The sequence below is a fragment of the Salinispora goodfellowii genome, from assembly GCF_059570675.1.
This window is the reverse complement of the sequence record NZ_JCANTD010000014.1, coordinates 104,274-122,194: the sequence shown is the minus strand read 5'-3', so window position 1 is coordinate 122,194 and position 17,921 is coordinate 104,274. Positions and strand designations below refer to the sequence as shown.

17 protein-coding genes are annotated in these 17,921 nt (G+C 69.2%); 10 read left to right on the top strand and 7 right to left on the bottom strand.

Features of this window, described 5'->3' with window-relative positions:
* Positions 1 to 671: 671 nt before the first annotated feature.
* From T398_RS15345 to T398_RS15320, 6 genes are all read left to right on the top strand, one after another.
* Complete coding sequence (locus tag T398_RS15345; protein ID WP_496447635.1) at positions 672 to 1,634, top strand: MurR/RpiR family transcriptional regulator; 963 nt, start codon at positions 672 to 674, stop codon at positions 1,632 to 1,634.
* Positions 1,635 to 1,738: 104 nt separating this feature from the next.
* A complete protein-coding gene (gene ngcE / locus T398_RS15340; protein ID WP_496447634.1) occupies positions 1,739 to 3,142 on the top strand; it encodes an N-acetylglucosamine/diacetylchitobiose ABC transporter substrate-binding protein in 1,404 nt (467 codons plus the stop codon).
* 23 nt (positions 3,143 to 3,165) lie between these two features.
* On the top strand, positions 3,166 to 4,107 hold the full coding sequence (locus T398_RS15335) for a carbohydrate ABC transporter permease (protein WP_496447632.1): 942 nt from the start codon (positions 3,166 to 3,168) through the stop codon (positions 4,105 to 4,107).
* Between the two features lie 10 nt (positions 4,108 to 4,117).
* A complete protein-coding gene (locus T398_RS15330; RefSeq protein ID WP_496447630.1) occupies positions 4,118 to 5,077 on the top strand; it encodes a carbohydrate ABC transporter permease in 960 nt (319 codons plus the stop codon).
* A 101-nt stretch (positions 5,078 to 5,178) separates the two neighbouring features.
* Positions 5,179 to 6,927, top strand: a complete 1,749-nt coding sequence (locus tag T398_RS15325) for a bifunctional 3'-5' exonuclease/DNA polymerase (protein WP_496447629.1) — start codon at positions 5,179 to 5,181, stop codon at positions 6,925 to 6,927.
* 250 nt (positions 6,928 to 7,177) lie between these two features.
* Positions 7,178 to 7,771 (top strand): nucleotidyltransferase family protein, encoded by a 594-nt coding sequence (locus tag T398_RS15320; protein WP_496447652.1) that lies wholly within the window; start codon positions 7,178 to 7,180, stop codon positions 7,769 to 7,771.
* On the opposite strand, the gene T398_RS15315 is transcribed toward T398_RS15320, so the two are convergent.
* Positions 7,772 to 8,674 carry an amidohydrolase family protein gene (locus tag T398_RS15315; RefSeq protein WP_496447627.1) on the bottom strand — a complete coding sequence of 301 codons (903 nt, stop codon included), beginning with the start codon at positions 8,672 to 8,674 and terminating at the stop codon, positions 7,772 to 7,774.
* 5 nt (positions 8,675 to 8,679) lie between these two features.
* A complete protein-coding gene (locus T398_RS15310; RefSeq protein ID WP_496447625.1) occupies positions 8,680 to 9,489 on the bottom strand; it encodes a metal-dependent hydrolase in 810 nt (269 codons plus the stop codon).
* Between the two features lie 215 nt (positions 9,490 to 9,704).
* Here T398_RS15310 and T398_RS15305 point away from each other — a divergent pair, with 215 nt between their 5' ends.
* Positions 9,705 to 10,406: an HAD family hydrolase gene (locus T398_RS15305; RefSeq protein WP_496447623.1), complete on the top strand. Its 702-nt coding sequence runs from the start codon at positions 9,705 to 9,707 to the stop codon at positions 10,404 to 10,406.
* A 36-nt stretch (positions 10,407 to 10,442) separates the two neighbouring features.
* On the opposite strand, the gene T398_RS15300 is transcribed toward T398_RS15305, so the two are convergent.
* From T398_RS15300 to T398_RS15285, 4 genes are all read right to left on the bottom strand, one after another.
* The gene (locus tag T398_RS15300) at positions 10,443 to 10,712 is read right to left on the bottom strand and encodes a hypothetical protein (protein WP_496447621.1); all 270 of its coding nucleotides are present in this window, start codon (positions 10,710 to 10,712) and stop codon (positions 10,443 to 10,445) included.
* Positions 10,713 to 10,758: 46 nt separating this feature from the next.
* Positions 10,759 to 11,190 (bottom strand): RusA family crossover junction endodeoxyribonuclease, encoded by a 432-nt coding sequence (locus T398_RS15295; protein ID WP_496447619.1) that lies wholly within the window; start codon positions 11,188 to 11,190, stop codon positions 10,759 to 10,761.
* 192 nt (positions 11,191 to 11,382) lie between these two features.
* Positions 11,383 to 12,288 carry a haloalkane dehalogenase gene (locus T398_RS15290; protein WP_496447618.1) on the bottom strand — a complete coding sequence of 302 codons (906 nt, stop codon included), beginning with the start codon at positions 12,286 to 12,288 and terminating at the stop codon, positions 11,383 to 11,385.
* A 43-nt stretch (positions 12,289 to 12,331) separates the two neighbouring features.
* Positions 12,332 to 13,333 (bottom strand): 2-hydroxyacid dehydrogenase, encoded by a 1,002-nt coding sequence (locus T398_RS15285; protein ID WP_496447616.1) that lies wholly within the window; start codon positions 13,331 to 13,333, stop codon positions 12,332 to 12,334.
* 326 nt (positions 13,334 to 13,659) lie between these two features.
* Here T398_RS15285 and T398_RS15280 point away from each other — a divergent pair, with 326 nt between their 5' ends.
* Together T398_RS15280 and T398_RS15275 are read left to right on the top strand one after the other, a co-directional pair.
* Positions 13,660 to 14,478, top strand: coding sequence for an HAD family hydrolase (locus T398_RS15280; RefSeq protein WP_496447615.1), 819 nt, complete (start codon positions 13,660 to 13,662; stop codon positions 14,476 to 14,478).
* Positions 14,465 to 15,166: a 2'-5' RNA ligase family protein gene (locus T398_RS15275; protein WP_496447613.1), complete on the top strand. Its 702-nt coding sequence runs from the start codon at positions 14,465 to 14,467 to the stop codon at positions 15,164 to 15,166. Before T398_RS15280 ends, T398_RS15275 begins: the two co-directional genes overlap by 14 nt.
* Before the next feature lie 10 nt (positions 15,167 to 15,176).
* Here T398_RS15275 and T398_RS15270 read toward each other — a convergent pair whose 3' ends face one another.
* Positions 15,177 to 16,154, bottom strand: coding sequence for an alpha/beta hydrolase family protein (locus T398_RS15270; RefSeq protein ID WP_496447611.1), 978 nt, complete (start codon positions 16,152 to 16,154; stop codon positions 15,177 to 15,179).
* Positions 16,155 to 16,505: 351 nt separating this feature from the next.
* Between T398_RS15270 and T398_RS15265 the strand changes: the two genes are divergently transcribed.
* Complete coding sequence (locus T398_RS15265; protein ID WP_496447610.1) at positions 16,506 to 17,921, top strand: MFS transporter; 1,416 nt, start codon at positions 16,506 to 16,508, stop codon at positions 17,919 to 17,921.

Here is a 17,921-nt window from a genome sequence, read left to right as displayed (position 1 = left end):
GCGGCGGCCGAGGCCGGGGCGGGGGTGGTGTCGGTCAGGGTGCCCAGGGGGCCGGCGATGACACCGGTGGACAGGGCCAGACCAGCGACACCAAGGACACTACGACGCAGAATCGTGTTCATGGGGGTTGCTCCATTCGGGGGTCGACACCCACACACACGCCCGAAAGGGGGGTCAGGCGGCAGGGTGCAAGCACCGTCCGGCGCTCAAAAAGAAACAGGGAAGAAAAGAGGGGGCGGCGGCCGTGGGCCTCACCGGGGCACACACACGGCGCCGGGTCCAGATGTAACGACCGGCCGGCCACCGGCATTCCCGGCGACCCGCACCCGGCGGCACCCGCCCGAGCGGGGCACCTCCACGGCCGTACGCAGGGTGTAACGTCCCCACCCCCGCCGAGATTCCGCCACCACCGTGCCCCCGACCACGCCCCAAACCGGCATGGACCATGTGAAACCATCTATCGGGGCCCGGAAAGGTTAGAACTACGCGCCTAAGTCAATTGTCCGGATGTGATCACGCCCGGTCGGTGTGGTCCGGGAAGAGCGCCGGCCGGCCCGGTGAGTCGGCGCCAAAGGTAACGTTTTGAAAACTTCATCCATGGTCTTGACATGAGGCGGGGTTCAGTAAGAAATTTTACCAACAGTAAACCTTCTTTGTGGAAAGAGTCTCGGATGGCTGATCGCGAGGTGGGCACCACCGTGGAGACCGCGGTGGCCGACGCCGACGGGTTCGACCGCCGCGGCGTCCGTGCTGATGCGGCCGACGGCGTGCTGGCCCGGGTCCGAGCCGGGGTGGGCGACCTGACCGGGGCCCTGCGCCGGGTCGCCGAACACGTGCTCAGCGACCCGGAGGCCGTCACCCGCGCCACCATCGTCGAGCTGGCCGAGGGCAGTGGCACCTCCCCGGCCACCATCACCCGCTTCTGCCGGGCGATGGGCTTCGAGGGCTATGCGGACCTTCGGCTCGGCATCGCCGCCGAGAGCGGTCGAGCCCGCCTGGCCGGTTGGGCCGTCGACATCGGCCGCGAGATTCAGCCCGGCGATCCGCTGCGCCGGGTGCTCGAACAGATTATCGCCGCCGACACCCGGGCGATGCACGACACCGCTGCCCTGCTCGACCTCGCCGAGGTGGAGCGGGCCGCCGCAGCGATCGCCGCAGCGGGCCGGGTGAACATATTCGGCGCCAGCGGTAGCGCCCTGGTCGGCGAGGAGATGCAGTTCATGCTGCACCGCATCGGAGTCGCCGCCTGGGCCTGGAACGACGTGCACGAAGGGCTGGCCGCGGCGGCCCTGTTGGGGGCCGGCGACGTCGCCCTCGGCGTCTCGCACGGCGGTCGGACCCGGGAGACCATCGAGATGCTGGCGGAGGCCGGCAGCCGGGGCGCGACCACCGTCGCGGTGACCGGCTTCGCCCGCTCGCCGCTCGCCGAGCTGGCGGAGATCGTGCTGCTCACCGCCAGCGGTGCCACCACCTTCCGCCCCGATGCGCTGTCCGCCCGGCACCCCCAGCTGGTCGTGCTCGACCTGCTCTACATCGCCGTCGCGCAGCGCACCCACGACCGAGCCCACGCGGCCCTGCGGCGTACCGCCCAGGCCGTTGAGGGGCACAAGGCAGTGCAGGAGGCCCGGTCATGACCAGCGCACACGGTACGCCGAAGCGGTCCCGCTGACCGCCGAGGCCGTACGACGGATCTATCAACCCACAGTGGTACCCCCGATCTACCGCTAAGGAGAGTCGAATGTCCGCTACCCCCGATCTCAACCGTCGGACCCTGCTGCGGCGCGCCGCCGCCGCGGGTCTGCTGACCATCCCGGCTGCCGGCCTGCTCAGCGCCTGCGCCGGCAGCGAGCCGGCCCAGGACGACAACTCCGGCGCCGCGAAGAGCAAGGACAACCCGTTCGGCGTCCAGGACGGCAGCTCCGTGAAGGTGGTCATCTTCGACGGCGGGCTGGGCGACCAGTGGGCCAAGGAGGACGAGGCCGTCTTCAAGGCCAAGCGTCCGAACGTCACGGTCAACATGTCTTCGACCCAGAAGATCAAGACCGAAGAGCAGCCGAAGATGGCGACCCAGCCCAGCGACGTCGTGATGAACTCCGGTGCCGACATTATGGACATCAGCACCCTGATCAACGAGGGTGCGATCGAGCCGCTGGAGGATCTGCTCGCCGCCCCGGCGTGGGACAGCGAGGGCACGGTGGCGGACACCCTGCTGCCGGGGACCGTCAACGACGGCACCTACCAGGGCAAGTTCTACGTGGTGAACGTCGCGTACACGGTCTGGGGCAACTGGTACAACGCCGCCCTGTTCGAGAAGGAGGGCTGGCAGCCGCCGAAGACCTTCGACGACTTCTTCGCCCTCGCACCGAAGATCAAGGCAAAGGGCATGGCCCCGTACGTCTACGACGCGGTGCACGGCTACTACCCGCGCTGGGCGCTGATGGCGACGATCTGGAAGTCCGCCGGCAAGCAGGCGGTGATCGACATCGACAACCTGAAGGAGAACGCCTGGAAGGCCGACGGGGTGCTGCCGGCCCTGGAGGCATGGGAGAAGCTGGTCAAGGACAAGCTGCTGCTCCCCGGCCAGCTCGACCACACCCAGTCGCAGCAGGCGTGGCTCGACGGCAAGGCCGCCTTCATCCAGGTCGGCACCTGGCTGAAGAACGAGATGGCGGAGACCATTCCCCCGGGCTTCGAGATGAAGCTGTCGGACTACTGGAGCCTGGGGGCGGGCGACAAGGCGCCGAACGACGTCTACGCCGGTGCGGGCGAGGGCATCGTCGTGCCCTCGAAGGCGCCGAACAAGGCCGCCGCCAAGGAGTTCCTGCGGGCGGTGCTCTCCAAGGAGGGCTCGGCGAAGTTCGCCGAGCTGACCAAATCCCTCGCCTCCACCAGGGGCTCCGGGGACAACGTCGAGGACTCGGCGTTGGCCAGTGCCAACGAGCTGATGAGCAACGCTCCGCAGGATCTCGTCTCGGTCAAGTTCTGGAACTTCTACGCCGACCTGGACAAGGAGAGCCAGAACCTCTCCGCGGAGCTGATGGCGGGTCGGTTGACCGCCCAGCAGTTCGTGGACGGCATGCAGGGTGCTGCCGACAAGGTCGCCAGTGACTCGTCGATCAAGAAGCAGACCCGCTCCGCCTGACCCGAACGGAGACATTGAATCCCATGCGGCACGGTGTCGCGCGTTTCATCACGGGCTTCCTGGCCCTGCCGGTCGCGCTCTACCTCTTCTACGTGGTCTGGCCTTTCGCCCAGGCGGCTGGCTACTCGTTGACCGACTGGGGTGGGTACTCCGACCGGCAGCAGTTCGTCGGGCTGGACAACTACGTCCGGCTCTTCTCCGACGAGCTGATCAGGAAGGCCTTCTGGCACAACGTCTTCTTTCTGATCACCGTGCCGCTACTCACGATCGCGCTGGCCCTGTTCCTCGCGTTCCTGCTCAACGTGGGCGGGCGCGAGGACAGAGCCGGCATCCGGGGTGTCTTCGGCTCCGGCCTTTACAAGGTCATCTTCTTCTTCCCGCAGGTGCTTTCCCTGGTCGTCGTCGCCGTCATGTGGCAGCAGATATACCGGGCCGACGGGCAGGGCCTGGTCAACGGCGTGTTGATGAAGATCGGGCTGGTTGACCCGGAGAACCCGATCCTGTTCATGTTCGACCCGGAGCCCTTTCTCGGGGTCCCCGCGGTGCTCTGGTGGTTGCTGCTGATCGCGGTCTGGAGCGGCGCCGGGTTCTACATGGTGCTCTTCTCCGCGGCGATGCAGTCGATTCCGAAGGACGTCTTCGAGGCAGCCATCCTCGACGGTGCCGGTCGGTTCCACACGTTCTTCCGGATCACGCTGCCGCTGCTGCGGGACACCGTCTCGGTGGCCTGGATCTATCTGGGCTTCATCGCCCTGGACATGTACGCCCTGGTCTTCGTGATGACACCCAGCCAGGGTGGCCCGAACCACGCCAGCGAGATCTTCGCGTCGGTGCTCAACTTCACCGCCTTCCAGAAGGGGCAGTTCGGCTACGCCTGCGCGATGGGTGTGGCATTGGCGATCTTCGCGCTTCTCCTGGCCGCGGTGCAGCTGAAAATCACCCGCCGCGAGCGGATTGAGTACTGAGGAGTCGACGATGAGTACGGTGACCCACGACCCCGGTCCCGTCGGGCCGGATCTCGGTCCCCCGGCCCGCACCACGTCGGCCCGCCGCAACGGGTCCGGCGGCCGGCGGCCCGGCGCACAGTTCTTCAACGGCTTCTCCCACCTGTTCCTGCTGGTCTGGGCGATCATGGTCGTCTACCCGCTGGTCTGGGTGGTCATGTCGGCGCTGAAGAGCGACGCGGAGGTTATCCGGCAGCCGCTGTCACTGATCCCGGAGACGCTGCGGTGGGAGAACTTCGGCCGGGCCTGGACCGAGGGGCAACTCGGCGACTTCTTCCTCAACACCGTGCTCGTGCTGGCCGGTAGCGTCACGCTGACCATGCTGCTCGGCTCGATGGCCGCGTACGTGTTGGCGCGCTACGAGTTCCCCGGTAACCGACTGCTCTACTACATGTTCCTCTCCGGCTTCACGCTGCCGATCTACCTCGCCGCCGTACCGCTGTTCAAGGGCGTCTACAACACCGGGGCGCTCTTCCCGCCGCTCGGGCCGAACAAGCACCTGATGCTGATCCTGGTGTACGCGGCATGGTCACTGGCGTTCACGGTTTTCTTCATGCACTCCTTTTTCCGGACCCTGCCGAACGCGATCGCCGAGGCGGGCCTGGTTGACGGGGCCTCGCACACCCGGCTGTTCTTCAGCGTGATGCTGCCGATGGCGAAGCCTGGCCTGATCAGCATCGGTATCTTCAACGTGCTCGGTCAGTGGAACCAGTGGTATCTGCCGACGCTGCTGATGCAGTCCGCGGATGGTGAATCGAAGAACCAGGTCATCGCCCAGGGCCTGATCGGGCTGTCCGTCAATCAGGGGTACAAGGCCGACTGGTCCGGCCTCTTCGCCGGGGTCACCATGGCGATGTTGCCGGTGTTGATCGTGTACATCGTCTTCCAACGCCAGGTGCAGTCGGGCTTGACCGCGGGCATCAGCAAGTAGCCCACCCCACCGCCAGCCCGGCGGACCGCCGCCGGCCCACCAGGCCGGCGGATCCGCTGCCGGCCAGCCTCGCGACTGATTTGCCGCCGGGCTGGCCGGCGATGTCGTACCGGGCGGGCAGAATTGCGATCATGGCGGTGGTGGCGGTGGTGGCGGGTGCGGACCATCGGCTCCCCGCTGCTCCGGGAGTGGGCGTCGGGGTCGGCGGGGGAGTGCTGCAGCCGCTCGACGCTGCCGGAGCGCCGATCGGGCCGCCGGAGCAGGTCGCCGACCTGGCTGTCGCGGTGGCCGACCGCGAGCAAAGGGAGCGCCCCCGCTGGGTCTGGGCATCCGGCGCGGCGCTCTACCCCGTGTTGCTGCGGGCCGGGGCGCGGGTTGACCGTTGCCACGACATCGAGCTGACCGAGGCGTTGCTCCTCGGTCACGCGGGCCGGTGGGGTGAGCCGCGTTCCTTCGCGGCCGCCTGGGCGCGCCTGACCGGCGCGCCGGTGCCGCCCGATCCGCCGTCGCGGTTGGCCGAGCCCCCGGGCCATGGCCAGGGTGCGCTCTTCGAGTCGCCGCCGGCTCCGCCGGGTCCCGGCATCGTGGCCCTGACCCGGGTCTACGCCGACCAACTCGCTCGGATCGCCGCCACCGAGCAGCCGGGCCGGTTCCGGCTGTTGGTGGCGGCCGAGTCAGCGGGGGCGCTGAGCGCCGTCGAGTTGGGGGCGGCGGGGCTGCCGTGGCGGGTGGACGTGCACGATGCCCTCCTCGGCGAGCTGCTCGGTGATCCCTCCCCGGTGGGTGGGCCGCCACGTCGGCTGGCGGAGCTGGCCGCCCGGATCGCGGCCGCCTTCGACGTTCCGCAGCTGCACGTCGATTCGCCGCTGGAACTGGTGCGGGCGTTCGCCCGGGCGGGGGTGGAGGTGCCGAACACCCGGTCCTGGGTGCTGCGTGGCGTTGACCACCCCGCGGCGCCGCTGGTCCTGGCGTACAAGGAGCTCTATCGGATCTGGACGGCGCACGGCTGGGCCTGGCAGGACGCCTGGGTGCGGGAGGGTCGGTTCCGCCCGGAGTACGTACCCGGTGGCGTGGTCTCCGGCCGGTGGGCGACCCGAGGTGGTGGGGCGCTACAGATCCCGAAGGTGATCCGGCGGGCGGTGGTGGCGGACCCGGGGTGGACGTTCGTGGTCGCCGATGCGGGGCAGCTCGAGCCGCGGATCCTGGCAGCGGTCTCCGGCGACACTCGGCTCGCCGCCGCGGCCCGGGCGGGCGACCTGTACGCCGCGCTGGCCGTCGACGCGTTCGGCGGGGACCGGGCGCGGGCCAAGGTGGCCCTACTCGGCGCCATGTACGGGCAGACCGGCGGTTCGGCGGCACCGGCGCTGGAGGTGCTGCGGCGTAACTATCCGGCGGCCTTCGGCTATCTGGAGTCGGCCGCGCGCAGCGGGGAGTCCGGCGAGTTGGTTCGCTCCTGGCTCGGCCGTACCTGCCCGCCCGGCTCGGTCGACCCTGCCGAGGCGGACCCGGTCGGGGGCGAGGGGAGCCGGTCGGCGCGGGCTCGGGCGCGCGGCCGGTTCACCCGAAACTTCGTCATCCAGGCCACCGCCGCCGAGTGGGCCGCGACGCTGTTGGCCACGCTCCGGGGGGAGCTGGCCGGTAGCGACGTGGGGGTGGCCGGTGGCGACGCCGAGCTGGTCTTCTTCCAGCATGATGAGGTGATCGTGCACTGTCGCGCCGAGCGGGCCGGGGCGGTGGCCGCGGCGGTGACCCGGTGCGGGGAGCGGGCGAGCGCGTTGCTCTTCGGGCGGACGCCGGTGCGTTTCCCGCTCGATCTCTGCACCGTTGAGTGCTACGCCGACGCCTTCTGACACCGCCCTCGACGGCGTGGGTGGGCTGCCGGCCGGAGCCGCTGTTTCGGCCTGCGCCTGGGAGACGCCGTCACTCCAGGCCGTGCGACTGACTCTAGCCTTTTGTCTCGGATAGCCGGAATATCCGATTCGCCCCCCGGAACCTGAACGCTGACTGCTCGTTGGGTCCGTTGTGCGTCCCGGACCGGGCGGGCGGCCTGCCCGGTCCGTTACCAAGACGGAGGTGGCCCCGCTGAACCGGACCGCAGGAATGATCATCGCCGCGGGTGGCGGGCGCCGGATCGGTGGCCCCGAGGCGCTGCTGTGCCAGGGCGAGAAACCACTGGTGAGCATGATGGTCGACACGATGACGGCGGCGGGCTGCGAGCAGATCGTGGTCGTCCTCGGCGCCGCCGCCGACCAGGTACAGGAAACCGCTGACCTCACCCGGGCCACCGTGGTGGTGAACCGGGCCTGGGGAACCGGAGTCGGCTCCTCAATCAAGGCCGGCCTCGCGGCCATCGACGACGACACAGTCGAGGCGGTGGTCGTCGTTCCGGTGGACATGCCGGGCCTGACCGCCGCGGCGGTCCAGCGGGTCGCCGCACTGCCGTACCCGGACGTGCTGGTCTGCGCCACCTACGGCGGACTGCGCGGCTACCCGATGCTGTTCGGCCGCCGGCACTGGTCCGGCATCGCCACGCTGGCCAGCGCGGACGTCGGCGCCCGTCCGTACCTGCTGGCGCACAAGGACCAGATCGTCGACATCTCCTGTGACACCGTCGCCGACGGCAGTCGGGTCGACAGCCCGGAGTCGATGGCCCTGTACGGGTTGACCGTCCCACCGCAGCGGGTCGGCGCGTAGTCAGCCCGGCAGATCGAACAGGTCGGCGGTGTTGGTCCAGCACACGGCCCGCAACCAGGCGTCGCCCAGGTCGAGTCGGGCCAGCGCGGTGAGCTGCGCGGCGTACGCGTAGGGCAGGTTGGGGAAGTCGCTGCCGTGCAGCACCTTGCCGGCCAGGCCCAGCTCGCGTAGCCGGGGCAGCTCCGCGGTGGGGAAGGGCACGGCCTGGTCGAAGAACGGGGTGAAGGCCATGGTGGTGTCCAGCCGCACGTTCTCGTACCGGTCGGTGAGGTCGAGGAAGGCCGTGTAGTCCGGTGCGCCGAGGTGCGCCACCACCGCGGCTAGTCGCGGGTGCCGGGCGAGTAGGGCGGCGAAGGGGCCGGGGCCGGTGTGGTCGGTACCGGCCGGCGCGTGTCCGGCGTGCACCACCACCGGCACCCCGGCGTCGGCGAGCAGCCCCCACACTGGATCCAGCAGCGGATCGGTCGGGGCGAACCCGCCGACCTGCACGTGCACCTTGAACACCCGGGCGCCGGCGGTGAGCGCCTCGGTGACGTACCGGGGTGCCGCCGGCTCGGGGAAGAACGTGGCCGAGGGGAGGCAGTCCGGGTTCGCGCGGGCGAAGTCGAGGGTCCAGGAGTTTAGGTCGGCGGCCATCGCGGGGCGGTGCGCGTACGCCAGGGCACTGAACGCCCGTACGCCCATCCGGCGCAGGTGCGCCAGCCGCTCCGCGTCGCTCCACCGGTAGCGGATGGGCCAGGTGGTACCGAGGAGTGGACCGGCCCCGTCGAAGTACGCCCACACCCGACGCAGCAGCCGGGGCGGGAGGAAGTGCACGTGTACGTCGGCGAGGCCGGGTAGGCCGAGCCCCTGCCAGAACGCCGGGACGTCGGCGTCGTCGGCGTCGTCGGTGGGCACCGGCACGGCCGTCAGACCTCGATGTTGAAGCGACTGAGCAGGTGCGGGGCGACCAGCCCGACGGCGGAGAGCACCGCGATGATGGTGAGCGCGGTCCGGACGAAGACCACTTCGGTCTTGCCGCCCGCCCGGAGCGCGATCGAGTCCGGCAGACTGATCATCCGCCACATCCGACGTTTGATCGGGATTGGCCAGAGGATCGGTACCCCGGCCCGAGTGATCATGTCGCCGAGGATGTGGACGAAGCAGCCAACGCCGACGGCCACCCCGATCATCGGGTAGCCGCGGTCTCCCGGCAGGGTGGCGAAGGTGAACCACGCCGCGGCGAGCGAGGCGAGGGTCACCACGAGCCAGCCGGCGCGTTCGGCCCAATCGTCGAAGAGGCCGCGCAGGGCGAGACCGAACATGAAGAAGAGGATGCCGATCACCGCCCACTTGCCGTACGCGGCGCAGAGCGCGGTGGTGCCCCAGCCGACCAGCACGGTGAAGGGGATGGTGTGGGTCAGGGTGCGGTGCCCGTTGGTGCGGCGCGGGTCCCGCTTCAGCTTCGTCGCGTAGTAGACGCCGAGCGACACCTTCTCGGTCACCTCGGCGACGAAGAGGGAGAAAACGCCGAAGGTGCGGGCGACCGTGGCGCCGCCCTGGTTGCGGGTGACCTTGCCGGAGAGGTCGAGGTCAGGAAAGAGTGCACCCCCCGCGCAGACCGCGGTACCGACGGCGAGTGCGAGCGGCGACTGCTCGTAGTCGGCGAAGTAGTCCAGCGCCAAGGAGCCGGCCAGCCACACCGTCGCGCCAGACAGCGCGTGCGACGGTCCCATCATGCCCGCTCACCCTCCCCGGATCCCGGACGCCCAGAAGCTACGTCACTGTAATGCAGTGGGGGCACCGCTCGGGAGCGCACCCAACCTCCGAACGGGACGGTACAGACCGGAAGGGCTCGGCTCCGGCCGCTACCCGCCCGGCGGTGGAGTGCGAAACCAGGTGACCGGGTCGGTGGGGGCCGTTACGGTGGTCCAGTTGTTGACGGGAGGGCGACATGGCAGGTGCACGCCGACACGGGCAGGTGCTCATCTTCGATGCCGACGACACGCTCTGGGAGAACAACATCGTCTTCGAGCGGGTCATCGAGGACTTTCTGACCTGGGTGGCGCACCCGACCCTGGAGCGCACCGAGATCCGTACGATCCTCGACGACATCGAGCGGGCCAACGCGGTCGCGCACGGCTACGGCAGCAAGGTCTTCCTGCGCAGTCTCGGTGACTGTTTCGAGCGGCTGCGGGAGCGGCCGGCCACGGCCGCCGAGCGGCGGGGAATCGAGGAGCTGGCCGTCGCCCTGGTCGAGCACCGGGTGGAGCTGATGCCGGGGGTGGCGGCGGCGTTGGACGAGTTGGCCGGCCGGCACGAGCTGTTCCTGCTCACCAAGGGCGACCGGGAGGAGCAGCAGCGGAAGCTGGACGCCTCGGACCTGCTGCACCACTTCCGGGCCGCGCACATCGTGCCGGAGAAGGACGTGACCACCTACCGGTGGCTGGCCAACGAGCACGACTTCGCGCCGTCGCGTGCCTGGATGATCGGGAACTCGCCGAAGTCGGACATTCTGCCGGCTCGGGCGGCGGGCATGAACGCCGTCTACGTTCCGAACGAGAACACCTGGGTGTTGGAGCACGACGCCCTGGACCACGACGACGCGGCGGTGCTGCACCTCACCGCCTTCCCCGACCTGCTGCGCCACTTCTGACGTGGAGCGCTCCGCCGCTTCTGGTGGGCGGAGCGCTCACACGTCCGTGCCGCGGACGATTGCCACCGCCACCCGACAGAACTCGTCCATGTCGGGCTGGAACCCGGCCGCGATGTCCGGATGCAGACCGGCGCGGGTCTCGTCCAGCAGCTGCTGGCAGACCTGCTCGACCGGCTCGCCGGCGTAGCTTCCCCGGACCCGGTCGGTGGCGGCCTGAAGCGCCGAGGTCAGCTGCTCCTCCAGCGGGCCCCGCAGCTTCTTCTGTACCGGGTCCCGGGGCTCCAGCGTGACGTGTGGCTCGGACATCGGCGCTCCCTTCCTCGGCGACCGGGTACCCCGCCGTCGGCGTTGGTTACACCGCGGTCGGCACGGCGGCGACCCGCACCTCGTACGAGTAGTCCTCCGCCGGCTCCTCCCGGTACGTCATTGTTCTGATCTGCCGGTCATCGTCGTAGAGTGCGACGTCCACCAGGACGCCGAGGTGGGCCAGACCGATGCTGGCCACCCGCTTCTTGTCCTGGAGCACCGCACACACCCCGCCGAGTAGCGTGCTGGCGTCGGATGTGCGGTGCCCCGGCGGGCAGCGCAGCACGAGGCTTACTTCGATCGGCCCGGACAACGGGGTCCAGCCGGTGTGCTGAGCCGCCGCACAGGCCGCTTGAAGTAGGGCGCGGACCCTCGTTGCCTGCCGATGCCCGGCGGCGAAGATGGACAGCGCTTCGGTTTTGACCGGTGGCAGGCCGCTCACCTGGACGGTCAGGGCGACAGCGCGGGTGTCCTGCACAACGGCACCTCCTTGTTGCGGACGATCCTGCCCAATCAGCGACGCAGCGGTGTGGGTTCGCTGGAAAACCGGCCGATCGGGCGGGAAGGGTTGGCCGAGGCGTGTCGACGTCGCTGGCGAACGCGCAGGTAAGGCTAGTCCACCTGGTGCGCTCTAGGTAACTGTTCGCTCACTCGATGAGATGTTGCCCGGCTAGGACGCGGTGGAGGTGGACCGAACGAACTCCGCGATCACCTTGCCGAGCTGCTCTCCCGCGTCCTCCTGGAGGAAGTGCCCGGCTCCCTTGATCACCGGGTGGTCGAGTCCGGCAGCACCCGGCACGGTGCGGCGCAGCACGGGCGCCATCCCCCCGGTGATCGGATCCTGGTCGCTGAACGCCACCAGGAACGGGCGCTCCCAACGGGAGAGTTCGGTCCAGGCGGCGCGGTTGGCGGTGCTGGCCGGGTCGTCTGGTGCGGTCGGCACCAGGGTGGGCATGGTGCGGGCGCCGGCGAGGTAGGACTCGTCCGGGAACGGCGCGTCGTAGGCCGCCAGCTCCGCCTCGGTCAGCTCGTTCTGGCAGCCCGACTGCACCAGTCGGGAGATCGTCAGCTCGGGGGCCGTCTCGACCATCCGCCGGAACTGCCACCAGAGCTCCGGCATCGGCTGGTCACCGGTGGGCAGCCCGGTGTTGGCGGCCACCACCCGGGCGAAGCGGTCCGGGTGCTCGCCGACCAGGCGGAGCCCGATCAGGCCGCCCCAGTCCTGCCCGACCAGCGTTACCCCGGTCAGGCCCAGCTGGTCGAAGGCGAAGCTGCGGATCCACTCGACGTGCCGGGCGTAGCTGTGCTCGCTGGGCTCGGCCGGCTTGTCGGACCGGCCGAAGCCGATGAGATCCGGTGCGATGGCCCGCAGCCCGGCATCGGCGAGCACCGGGATGACCTTCCGATACAGGAATGACCAGCTGGGCTCGCCGTGCAACAGCAGCACGGGTTCCCCATCCGCTGGGCCGGCCGTGACGTAGGCCATTCGTACGCCGTCCAGGTCGACGTAGTGGGGCTCGTAAGGAAAGTCGGGCAGGTTGGTGAACCGGCTGTCCGGAGTACGCAGTGCAGACATGGCAGTCAATATCGCACAGCGCGTCGGTGTGCGGTTACCGCGCTCAGCAGACCCGGGCCGACTGGGAGACGGCGTCCGCTCCTTCCCGCTCGATGGCGGTGAGGCTGTCGATCGTGGTGGCGGCGATGTTGCGCATCGCTTCCTCGGTGAAGAATGCCTGGTGACCGGTGATCAGCACGTTGGGGAAGGTGTTGAGCCGGGAGAAGTCGTCGTCATCGAGGACCCGGTCGGAGAGGTCCTCGAAGAACAGGTCGGTCTCCTCCTCGTACACGTCGAGACCGAGATAGCCGATCTGGCCGTTCTTGAGCCCGTCGATCACCGCCCGGGTGTCCACCAGCGCCCCACGGCTGGTATTGATCAACATGACCCCCTTGCGCATCTGGGCGATCCGTTCGGGATTGATCAGGTGCTCGGTGTCCGGGGTGAGCGGGCAGTGCAGGGTGATCACGTCCGAGTCGCGCAGCAGGCGTGGCAGCGGCACGTACTCGATTCCGGCCGCGGTCACCGCGTCGTCCGGGTACGGGTCGCTGGCGATGACCCGACAGCCGAACCCGGACAGGATGCGGGCCACACAGAAGCCGATCTTCCCAGTGCCGACGACGCCGACGGTCCGGCCGTGCAGGTCGAAGCCGAGCAGCCCGGTGAGCGCGAAGTTGTGCTCCCGGACCCGGTTGTAGGCCCGGTAGACCTTGCGATTGAGGGCGAGGATCAGGGCCACCGTGTGCTCGGCCACGGCGTACGGGGAGTACTCCGGCACCCGAACCACGGTGAGGCCGAGCCGGCGGGCGGTGGCCAGATCCACGTGGTTGAAGCCGGCGGAGCGGAGCGCGATCAGGTGGACGCCGTCCGCGGCCAGCCGCTCCAGTACCTCGGTGCCGAGGTCGTCGTTGACGAACGCGCAGACCGCCGCTGCGCCGCTGGCGAGCTTGGCGGTCTGCGGGGTCAGCCGGGGCTCGAGGAACTCCAGTTCGTGGCCGTCGGCCGGGTTGGCCGCCGACAGGAACTCCCGATCGTATGGTTTCGTGCTAAATACCGATACGCGCATGTGGAACCTCCGGTAACCACCGTACGACTTGCCGGGTTCGTCGCTTACGGCGGGTAGTCGACTGGGATTTAGCGCACTATGCGGGATGAAGACGACTTAGCTGCACAAAAGGTAGGTGGCGGGGGTAGTGTTCCGTCCGCGTTTTCCGAGCGGATCCCGCCAGCGCGTTCCCTGAGCACCGGGCCCCTGATGCCGCCTGCAGCCGTCGCATACCGGAACCAGCCGAGGTCCGGTGCCACTCGTGGGTAGCGTGACCTGCCGCTCGGGCGACCGCGCAGGCGGCAAGTCGGCCGGTAACCGGCAGGACAGGTGCTACAACGACCTATGTGACAGCCAGCGGCGAGCGAACGCCCCCCGTCCAGCACAGGGACCACACCGGACCAGAGTCTGCTCGCGGGGCGCCCGGTGCCGCTGGCCCGCTGCTGGTGCTCTGGGACATCGACGGCACCCTGATCGACAACGGTGGGGTGAGTAAGGAGGCGTACGCGTTGACCTTCACCCGGCTGACCGGCCGACCCCCGGAGTACCCGATTGTCCCCGCGGGCAGGACCGATCCCGCGGTCCTGCGGCTGATGCTGCGACAGCACGGAGTCGACGCCACCCCGGACGTGATGGAACAGGCGGTTGACATAATGAACCGGGTGTTCGAAGCGCTCACGTCGCGGTTGGCCGAACGTGGACACGCCAAGGTGGGGGCACAGGCGGCCATCGCGGCGTTGGCTGGGCAGGGTGACGTCGTCCAGTCCGTGCTGACGGGAAACACGCGGCACAACGCCCAGCTCAAGGTCTCCGTGTTCGGGTTGTCCGGTGCCCTCGACTACGAGGTGGGCGCGTACGGCTCGGACAGCGAGGTACGTGCCGACCTGGTGCCGGTCGCGCGAACGAAGGCCACGGCGAAGTACGGGATCCCATTCCCGCCGGCCCCTACGGTGCTGATCGGGGACACCCCACGGGACATCAGGGCTGGCCGCTCCAGCGGCGCATTCGCGGTGGGGGTGGCCACCGGCGCGTACGGTGTCGAATCCCTGGCCGCCAGCGGAGCCGACGCGGTTCTTCCCGACCTCCGAGATACCAGCGCCCTGGTTGGTGCGGTACTCGGGGCGCGGCGCGACCGGCCCGGGAGGCACACCGATGAGACCGGTTGAGGGCGCCGCGGACCGCCCAGACGAGTACGGGTACATCCGGTCGGATTGGCACCGCTATCGACAGCTGGAGCGGCTCGTCAACCACTGGGAGCGGCCCGGCTGGGAGGCGGGCCGCCGTTCCTACCACTGGATTGTTCGGTTTGACGAGCGCCCGGCGGTCCAGCGGCTCGTCGAGCGCTGTCAGGCCCGGCTGGGGCACCTGGAAACCCTGGATCTGGTTCCCGTCGCGGGTCTGCACCTGACCGTGCAACGGGTCTCCTTCACCGACGAGATCACCAGCTCGCAGGCGCTCGCGGTGGCCGCCGCGGCCAGCCGGCGGTGTGCGTCCATCCGACCTTTCGCCGCGACTGTCGGCCCCCTCACCGGATCGGCGAACTCGGTCTTTTTGAGCGTGGGTCCGCACCGGCCGTTTCACCTTCTCCGGCACGCCGTGGTCGCCGCGACCGTGCACGTGCGAGGAGCCGGGGCCGTACCTGACGCCCCCACGACCTTCGATCCACACGTCAGCATCGCCTACAACCGCCGACCCACCGTCGCGAAGCCGGTCATCGAGCAGGTGGCGACCGTGCGGTCGATTCCGCCGGTGGTGGTCCAGGTCGAGACCGTCAGCCTGGTCGAGCTGCGGCGTGCCGGCCACACCTATCTCTGGCGGCAGATCGCGGCCGTTCCGCTGGCGGCACGGGGATAGCGCGCCGCGGCTACCGTGCGAGCGTTGACTTGGACTCGACCCGGCCGACCGGGTTGGGCCCGCCGGCCAGTTCGTCCTGTGCCTCCTGCCAGGCCGGTACCCCGGGGTAGAGGGTCGAGCGGAGGTAGGCCCAGGTGAGCCGCTGGACGGCGGCGACCCGCGCGGGGCTCTCGTCCGTGGTTTCGGCCACGTCGTATCCAGCGACGCCGCCAAGCCCGTGCTCCGCACCGAAGAGAGTGAGCAGGGACTTGGGGCCGGGGGAGAGGAAGTAGGGGTCGGTGTGCCATTGCGGGCCCAGGACCGTCAGGTGGGCGGAGGCGTCGTGGTCGCCGGCGACCACGAGCGCGGGTGCCGTCATCGTGGAGAAGTCGGTGGTCGAGAAGAAGGAGTAGTTGTCGAGCGTGAAGTCGGTGAGGGCGTCGCCTCCCCGGCCGGGCGCGGCGAGCAGCACACCCGCCTTGATCCGGGGCTCGGAGAGATCCACCTCCGTTCCGTCGCGCGGGTCGGTCAGCCGGGCGCCCAGCAGCAGGCTCGCGGTGTGTCCGCCCAACGAATGCCCGGCCACGGCGACGCGGTCCCGGTCCAGGCGCCCGGCTAGCTGCCCGATGGCGGCCTCGATCTGGTCGAGCTGGTCGAGGAGCCGTTTCATGTCCGCACCCCGCGACCGCCAGTACAGGGGGGCCTCGGGATCACCTGGGTCCAGGTTCAGCGTTCTCGAGTTGAGGTGGGTGGGCTGGATGACGACGAAGCCGTGGGCCGCCCAGTAGTTCGCGAGCGGGGCGTAGCCGTTCAGTGAGGACAGGTGGTGTGCGGGGCCGTGTCCGTGTGAGAGCAGGAGGATCGGTAGCTCGCCTCCGGTCGTGGGGGCGGAGACGCGCACCTGTAGATCCACGGCCCGGTCGGGAGCTGGCAGCACCACTGGACTGACGGACAGGACAGGGGTGGGGGTGACACCGAACGTGTAGGCAGGCTGGGTCGGCTCACTCATCTCGTCTGGTCCTCTCGTTGGATAACCCGTCTTGGCTGCCCGCGCGGGGCGGGCACCCCGGATGGCAAAGCGGAGCGGCGTTCCGCAACTATACGGAGCGTCGTTCCGCTTCGTCAAGTGTCCGGGCCACCGCAGCAGCGGTCGCGGACGAAGCCCGACGTCGCCGTCGTGGGCGTCGCCGGTGGCGGTGGGGTGGGCCGGTTCCTCGAAACGACCCGCGACGGCAATTGTGTCGACGCGCAGTTACGTCAGTTTGCTCGTTGCCTCAACCTGGCAATAGCAGCATTGTCGCATTCAACTGCTGTCGGTACTCTCCTCGGCGGGGAGCTTCAGAAAGGCGACCGGTGTATTGTGCGTGAATTGCTGTGCAACCGAACCTACCGATGGCTGTTCACCGCCCAGGTAATCGCACTCATCGGCAGCGGACTGGCGACAGTGGCGCTCGGGCTGCTCGCCTACGACCTCGCGGGCGCGCGGGCCGGAGCGGTCCTCGGCACCGCGCTGACGATCAAGATGGTCGCGTACGTGTGTGTGTCGCCGCTGGTGGGAGCAGTGCTGGACCGGGTGCCACGGGGCGGGGTGCTGGTGGCTGCAGACCTGGTCCGGTTCGGCGTTGTCCTGCTGCTGCCGTGGGTCGAGGCGATCTGGCAGATCTACCTGCTCATCGCGGTGCTGCAGGCCGCGTCGGCGACTTTCACGCCGACCTTCCAGTCCGTGCTCCCGGATGTCATTCCGGATGAGGGAAACTACACGAAGGCGCTCTCCGCGTCGCAGCTCGCCGTCGCTCTGGAAAGTATCGTCAGTCCGGTCTTCGCCGCCGCGTTGCTGCTCGTTCTGAAGTTCAATCTTTTGTTTGTGGGGACCGCGGTGGGGTTTCTCGTCTCCGCGCTGTTTGTCGGCGCGGCAACGGTGCCCAGGGCGCAACGTAGCAGCCGGGTCCGGTTCTCCGAGCGCCTTTTCGTGGGGATGCGGATGTTCGCGGGCGCGCCACGGTTGCGGGCGGTGCTGGCGTTGAACATGGTGGTCGCCGGCTCCGGAGCCGTCACCCTGGTCAGCGCGGTCAACGTGGTGCGTGACCTGCTGAACGCCACGGAGGCGCAGGTTCCACTCCTGCTCGCCGTCTCCGGTCTCGGCAGTGTCGCGGCGGCGCTCGGCGCGCCGCTGCTCCTGCGCCGACGCGAGGATCGAGGGGTGCTGCTCATCGGCGCTGGCACAGCTCTGCTCGCCCTCTCCGGAGCGCTGCTGCTGTCGACGGTGCCGTCCTGGCCGTTGGCGATGGGTGTCTGGCTGCTCATCGGTTTCGCCGGTGGCCTGATTGTCGTAACGGTCAACCGGGTGCTACGCGCCTCGTCGGCGGCCGCCGATCGGCCGGCGTTGTTCGCCGCCCAGTTCTCCCTGTCCCACCTTTGCTGGCTGCTCACCTACCCCCTGGTCGGCTGGGTCGGGGCGGGCGCCGGCTTGACCACGGCGTGGGCGCTCCTGGCGGGCGTGGTGCTCGTGGCGGGACTCTTCGCCCGCCGGCTCTGGCCCGCTGGCCTTCCCGAAGTGTTCCAGCATCAGCACGGCGTCGGCGCCGATCGCGCACACCTGGCCGATGCCGAGTGGAATGGAACGGCGTGGGTGCACACTCACCGGGTGCTGATCGACGTCAACCACACTCGATGGCCCCGGCCTTCCTGGGCATCACCAACAAGCCGGACACCTACGGAACTTAATCAAGCCTTGTTCGTCAAGCCGCATAACAATTCGGTAATGAGACATAGGTAA